General features: G+C 69.6%; 5 protein-coding genes and 2 pseudogenes. 5 read left to right on the forward strand and 2 right to left on the reverse strand.

Annotation, left to right across the window (positions count from 1 at the left end; all coding sequences use genetic code 11):
• A pseudogene (locus tag FMP39_RS38370) lies at positions 1-774 on the reverse strand (hypothetical protein); the annotation flags it as partial.
• Between FMP39_RS38370 and FMP39_RS36835 the strand changes: the two are divergent.
• From FMP39_RS36835 to FMP39_RS36850, 4 genes are all read left to right on the forward strand, one after another.
• Positions 754-1,236: a Fur family transcriptional regulator gene (locus FMP39_RS36835; RefSeq protein ID WP_186817827.1), complete on the forward strand. Its 483-nt coding sequence runs from the start codon at positions 754-756 to the stop codon at positions 1,234-1,236. The pseudogene FMP39_RS38370 and the gene FMP39_RS36835 overlap by 21 nt on opposite strands.
• 5 nt (positions 1,237-1,241) lie before the next feature.
• Positions 1,242-1,757: a TlpA disulfide reductase family protein gene (locus FMP39_RS36840; RefSeq protein ID WP_141594618.1), complete on the forward strand. Its 516-nt coding sequence runs from the start codon at positions 1,242-1,244 to the stop codon at positions 1,755-1,757.
• A gap of 74 nt (positions 1,758-1,831) precedes the next feature.
• The gene (locus tag FMP39_RS36845) at positions 1,832-2,113 is read left to right on the forward strand and encodes a septum formation initiator family protein (protein WP_141594620.1); all 282 of its coding nucleotides are present in this window, start codon (positions 1,832-1,834) and stop codon (positions 2,111-2,113) included.
• Positions 2,110-4,278 (forward strand): diguanylate cyclase, encoded by a 2,169-nt coding sequence (locus FMP39_RS36850; protein WP_141594622.1) that lies wholly within the window; start codon positions 2,110-2,112, stop codon positions 4,276-4,278. The genes FMP39_RS36845 and FMP39_RS36850 overlap by 4 nt, the downstream gene beginning before the upstream one ends.
• On the opposite strand, the gene FMP39_RS38375 is transcribed toward FMP39_RS36850, so the two are convergent.
• The gene (locus tag FMP39_RS38375; RefSeq protein WP_368667092.1) at positions 4,232-4,513 is read right to left on the reverse strand and encodes a di-heme oxidoredictase family protein; all 282 of its coding nucleotides are present in this window, start codon (positions 4,511-4,513) and stop codon (positions 4,232-4,234) included. The two genes, FMP39_RS36850 and FMP39_RS38375, sit on opposite strands and share 47 nt — an antisense overlap.
• 84 nt (positions 4,514-4,597) lie before the next feature.
• Between FMP39_RS38375 and FMP39_RS36860 the strand changes: the two are divergent.
• A pseudogene (locus tag FMP39_RS36860) lies at positions 4,598-5,102 on the forward strand (hypothetical protein); the annotation flags it as partial.

Here is a 5,102-nt window from a genome sequence, read left to right on the forward strand (position 1 = left end):
GAAGGTGAGGGGGGGCTCGGCGGGAGCCGGCGCGGGCGGTGGCGTCTTCTGCTCGCGCACGTGCGCCAGCTCGCGGGCGACCTCGTAGAAGCCGCACGCTTGACGCTGCGCGGCCACGGAGGCCTGGGTGCCGTTGAGGATGTCGACGACGGCGAAGGGCCCCAGAGGGGACGCCTCGGGTTCGCCGTCCGTCAGTGCGCGGACGCGGAAATCATCAGCCTCGGCGAGGAGGGCCAGCGCCTCGCGGACCTCGGGTGCCGGGGCGGGTGCCTTCGCGCGCCGGCAGAAGTCCGAGACGGCAACCGCCACGGGGGTGGGGACGTCGTCGGGCTGTCGTCTTCTCTGCCAGGGACTGTTCATGAATGTCGCGGAAAAATGCTCGTTTACGAGGGCGGATGCCTCTATCTTCGCCCACAGACAGGTGTCAATGAGCCAGTCCGATTCCAATCTAAACAGCCTACGGCGAATGCAAGTCGCGGGGTCGAGCGGACGGGAGGGGAGGCGCTCCCCAGGGCCGCACGCCAGGCGTTGCGGGGAGGATGGGACCGGAGTATCAGGCCCGCCGCGTCCGGAGGCCAACACCTGCCGGTGACGTTTTCTTCTCCGGCGGGGCGCCTTTGTTGGGAAATGGCCGGGTCGCGAGAGTTGGCCGAATTGGTTACAACAAGAGCGGAGGGCGAGGCAGCGCGGGCCTCCACCCAAGTGCGCCCGAGGCATGGCGCGGACCCGCGGCGACTTTGAAGGGTTTTTTACATGAGCAACAGTCACAGCCATCACCACGACGACCCGGACAAGGACGAGGTGCTTGCCCGCTACATGGCCCAGCACGGCCTGAAGAGCACGCGGCAGCGCAGCCTCATCATCGACACGTTCTTCGCGGTGGGAGGCCACCTGTCGGTGGAGGAGCTGTGGAACAAGGTGCGTGAACAGGACACCAAGGTGTCCGTCGCCACCGTGTACCGGACCATGAAGCTGCTCAGCGAGTGCGGCCTGGCCCACGCGCGCAACTTCGGGGACGGGCAGACGCGCTACGAGGCGGCCGCGGGCCGCGACCACCATGACCACCTGGTCTGTACGCGCTGCGGCACCATCATCGAGTTCGAGAACGAGCGCATCGAGGCGCTCCAGGACGCCGTGGCCCGCAAGCACGGCTTCAAGGTGACGTCGCACAAGATGGAGCTGTACGGCCTGTGTCGTGACTGTCAGCGGGCCGGGCCGGCCGCCTCGGAGGCCTGATCGCCATGTCCCGCGTGCTGCTACGGGGTGCCGTCGTGGCGCTGGTGGCGCTGGCCGGCTGCCGGGGCACCCGGCCGGTGGACGCGGGGCATGCCTTCCTCAACGCGCTGGCGCTGCCGTCGGTAGGGCCCACGCCGCATGACGTGCGCGCGCTGGACGGGAAGGTGGTGCTCGTCTCGTTCTTCGCGACGTGGTGCTTCCCGTGCCTGGCGGAGATGCCCACGCTGGAGGCGCTCCAGAAGGACTACGGCCCCCGGGGCTTCCAGGTGGTGGCGGTGGGCATGGACCTGGAAGGGGAGAAGGTCCTGGCCCCCTTCGCGGACCACTATGCGCTGCGCTACCCGGTGCTGGTCGCGAACCAGGCGATGATTGAAGGCCACAGCGCCTTCGGGGCCATCCAGGGCCTGCCCACCACCGTGCTGTTGGATCGCCGGGGCCGGGCCGTGGCCGGCTGGCATGGCGTGGAATCCCACGCCGATATGGCGAAGGCCGTGGAGAAGCTCCTGGCCCAGCCCGAGTAGTTCCCCGGCATTGCTACAGGCCTGGAGCGGAAATCTTGCGGGGCAGGGGGCCACTGGTACGGTCCTCCGCGTTCATGACGGCGAGGCGAAAGTTCCTGTTGGTGGCGGTAGGGCTGGCTGCGGCCCTGAGCCTCGTGTCCGTCGTGGACGCGAAGGGCTTCCGCCGCTACCTCTCGCTCCGGCAGGACGTGGAGTCGGTGCAGGCCCGCAACCGCACCCTGTCCGCTCAGAATGAGGCCCTGCGCAATGAGATTGCCGCACTGCGCAAGGACCCGGCCGCGCTGGAGCGCGCCGTGCGTGAGGAGCTCGGCTTCGTGAAGCCGGGCGAGATTGTCTTCCACCTGGAGTCCCCATGACGTCGCTTCCCGAGTTTCCGTCTCCCGGAAGGTTGCTGCGTCTCGCGGTCCGGTCCATTCCCGCCGCGGCCTCGCTCGCCACGTTCATCCACCTGGCGCGCGGCGGCTTCCGGGGGCTGAACACCCTGGGGTGGACCGAGGCGGCCCTGGTGGGATGCCTCCTGGTGGGCATCGCCGTGGCCGCCTGGCGCCGGGCCATGCGCGGCGCGGTGGGCGCCGTCGTCGACCTGCGCGATGACCTGGACCTGGGCGGCTCGCTCATCTCCGCGGCCTTCGTCGTGGTGGCCATTGGCGGCGGGGACTTGTTCCCCATCGTCTACCTGCTGATGGCGTTCCTGGTGGCCTTTCTGCCGCGCAACGCGGGCCTCACGCTGCTGGGCGTGGCGCTGGTGTACGACGCGCTGGTGACCCTGGGCGGTCCGGTGCCCAACGCCACGGGCTACCTGACGCACGCGGCCTTCCTGGCCCTGTTCTCTGGCCTCTACCACCTGGTGCTGGCGGCACGCATCGCCGCCGCGCGCCGGGCGGAGAGCGACGCGGTGCAAAAGCGCATCCGCGAGGTAGAGGAGCGGGCGCGCACCTTCCGGCTGGTGTCGTCCGGTACGCAGGACAGCTTCAGCGGGATGAGCTCGGACGAGAAGTGGCTGGTGGCCTCGGTGAAGGAGATCGAAGGCGCCGTGCAGGCCGCGCTCGAAATCGCGGAGACGGGCCTGCGCACGTACACCTGCGCCGCGTTCCTGCTCACGTCGGATGACCGGAGCCTCAAGCTGTACGACTGCCGCTCCGGCTCTGAGCGCGTGCAGCGCGAGCGCTTCAACGCGGGGGAGGGCATCATCGGCGGCGTGCTCAAGCGCCGCGCCCCGGTGCGGATGAACTCGCCGAACGGGCTCAAGGGCGTGACGCACTACGAGGGCGGCGGCCCCGCGGTGCAGGCGCTGCTCGCGGTGCCCATCCTGGAGGCCAGCGGCCTGGTGCGCGGCGTGCTGGTGGCGGACCGGCTGGCGAACGAGCCCTTCAGCGACCAGGACGAAAAGCTGCTCTCCACCATCGCCGGTGAGGTGCTGCGCTCCATCGAGGTGGAGCGGGTGATGAGCTACATCCGCAAGACGCGCGACGAGAAGGACCGGTTCTTCCGCGCCATCGAGGAGCTCAACCGCGCGGGCAGCCCGGACCAGGTGTTCGTGGCGGTGCTGGAGAGCACCCGGCAACTGGCGGGCCTGGACTTCTGCGCGGTGACGCTGGTGTCCGAGGTCGACGGCAAGCGCATGCACCGCGTGGTGCGCATGTCCGGCGTGACGGCGCAGGGCCAGGCGCTGTCCGGCCAGAGCTTCGAGGACAACAACGGGCTGGTGGCCAACGTGGTCCGCTACGGGGCGCCGCTGCCGGGCCGCGACATCAAGGCCATGGACCGGCAGATCATCTTCGACGACGAGACGCAGATTCGCGGCCTGGGGGCGCTGAAGATCTTCCCGCTGGTTGCGGGGGACCGCATCCTGGGCACGCTGGTGGCCGGCTCGCGCAAGAAGGCCGCGTTCGAGCAGGACGTGCTGCGGATGATTGAGGTCATCGCCATCCAGGCCGCGCAGGCGGTGCTGCGCGCGCAGCTCTACGAGCAGATGGAGCGCATGGCCACCACGGACGGCCTCACCGGCCTGTACAACCACCGCACCTTCCAGGCGAAGGCGGACGAGGTGCTGGCCCAGTCCCGGCGCTACCAGCGCAAGTTCTCGCTCATCCTCACGGACGTGGACCACTTCAAGAGCGTCAACGACACCTACGGCCACCCGACGGGCGACCAGGTGCTCAAGGGCGTGGCCCGCATCATCAAGACGATGGCGCGCGATACGGACATCGTCGCCCGCTACGGCGGCGAGGAGTTCGTCATCATCATGCCGGAGACGGACGCCAAGGGCGCCTTCACCATCTCCGAGCGCATCCGCGAGGCCGTGAAGGCGGAGACCTTCCAGACGGAGATGGGGCCGCTGAAGATCACCATGTCGCTGGGCATCGCCACCTTCCCCGACAGCGCCATGGAGAAGCAGCAGCTCATCGACCTGGCCGACCAGTGCCTCTACCACTCGAAGCGCAACGGCCGGAACCAGTCCGTCACCGTGGACATCATGCAGGGGGGACGCAAGCAGCTGAAGGCGGCGAACGCGTCCTGAGTCCTTGATGCAGCCGGGGGCCGCTCATGACGCGCGGCCTCTGGGCGTTGCCTTCAGCGGATTGCAGCGAGCGCAGGAACGTCAGCAGCGCGTTGCGGTCCGTGCTGTTCATGTTGGCGAAGTTGTTGCGCGCCGACTGGCCCTCGCCGCCGCTGACGCCCGCCGTCAGGCCGATGCCCCAGAGCGGGGCCGTGCGCCAATCCGCGCCCGTGGCCTGGCCGTCCAAGGGCACCACGCCGCCCGAGCCGACCGTGTAGCGTCGTGGATGGTGGAATCCGTTGCTCCTTCGCTGCGGGCATGGTGGATGCGAGGCAGGAGGGTGACCCTGGTACCTCTGGCGGTGACGACGAGCACGAAGGTGGACGCTGCGCTGGTGCGCGAGGCGCGCGCCGTGGCGGCGCGGTGGGGTGTGCCCTTCCTGCCTCGGCGCGCGAAGGAGAGCGTGGCGCCGTGGCTGGGGACGAAGGCGGCGGCGCTCTTGGTGGTGGGCGGAGACGGCGTGACGCTGTGGGACGCGGAGGGCTCGTTCGGGTTCCACGCGGGCATGGCGCACCTGCGGCGGATGCGGCTGCGGGCGGGGGAGCCGGATGCCTTCGTTCGGGTGGCCGAGCTTCGCGCCGGGGACGCGGTGCTGGACTGCACGTTGGGGCTGGCGCAGGACGCGATGGTGGCGTCACTGGCGGTGGGGCCCTCGGGGGGGCTCAACAGCGGCGCGCTGCTGGCGGCGCCCATGGTGCACATGGAGACGCTGCTGGGCGTGATGAACTTCCAGCGCCCCGAGGTGGCCAGCTTCTCCGCGGAGGAAATCGAGCTGCTCAACGCGG

Source organism: Myxococcus sp. AB056 (genome assembly GCF_006547365.1).
Taxonomy (GTDB): domain Bacteria; phylum Myxococcota; class Myxococcia; order Myxococcales; family Myxococcaceae; genus Myxococcus; species Myxococcus virescens.

Coding starts and splice junctions, on each gene's coding strand:
- FMP39_RS36835 (WP_186817827.1), top strand. CDS start 754: ATGAGCAACAGTCACAGCCATCACCACGACGACCCGGACAAGGACGAG.
- FMP39_RS36840 (WP_141594618.1), top strand. CDS start 1,242: ATGTCCCGCGTGCTGCTACGGGGTGCCGTCGTGGCGCTGGTGGCGCTG.
- FMP39_RS36845 (WP_141594620.1), top strand. CDS start 1,832: ATGACGGCGAGGCGAAAGTTCCTGTTGGTGGCGGTAGGGCTGGCTGCG.
- FMP39_RS36850 (WP_141594622.1), top strand. CDS start 2,110: ATGACGTCGCTTCCCGAGTTTCCGTCTCCCGGAAGGTTGCTGCGTCTC.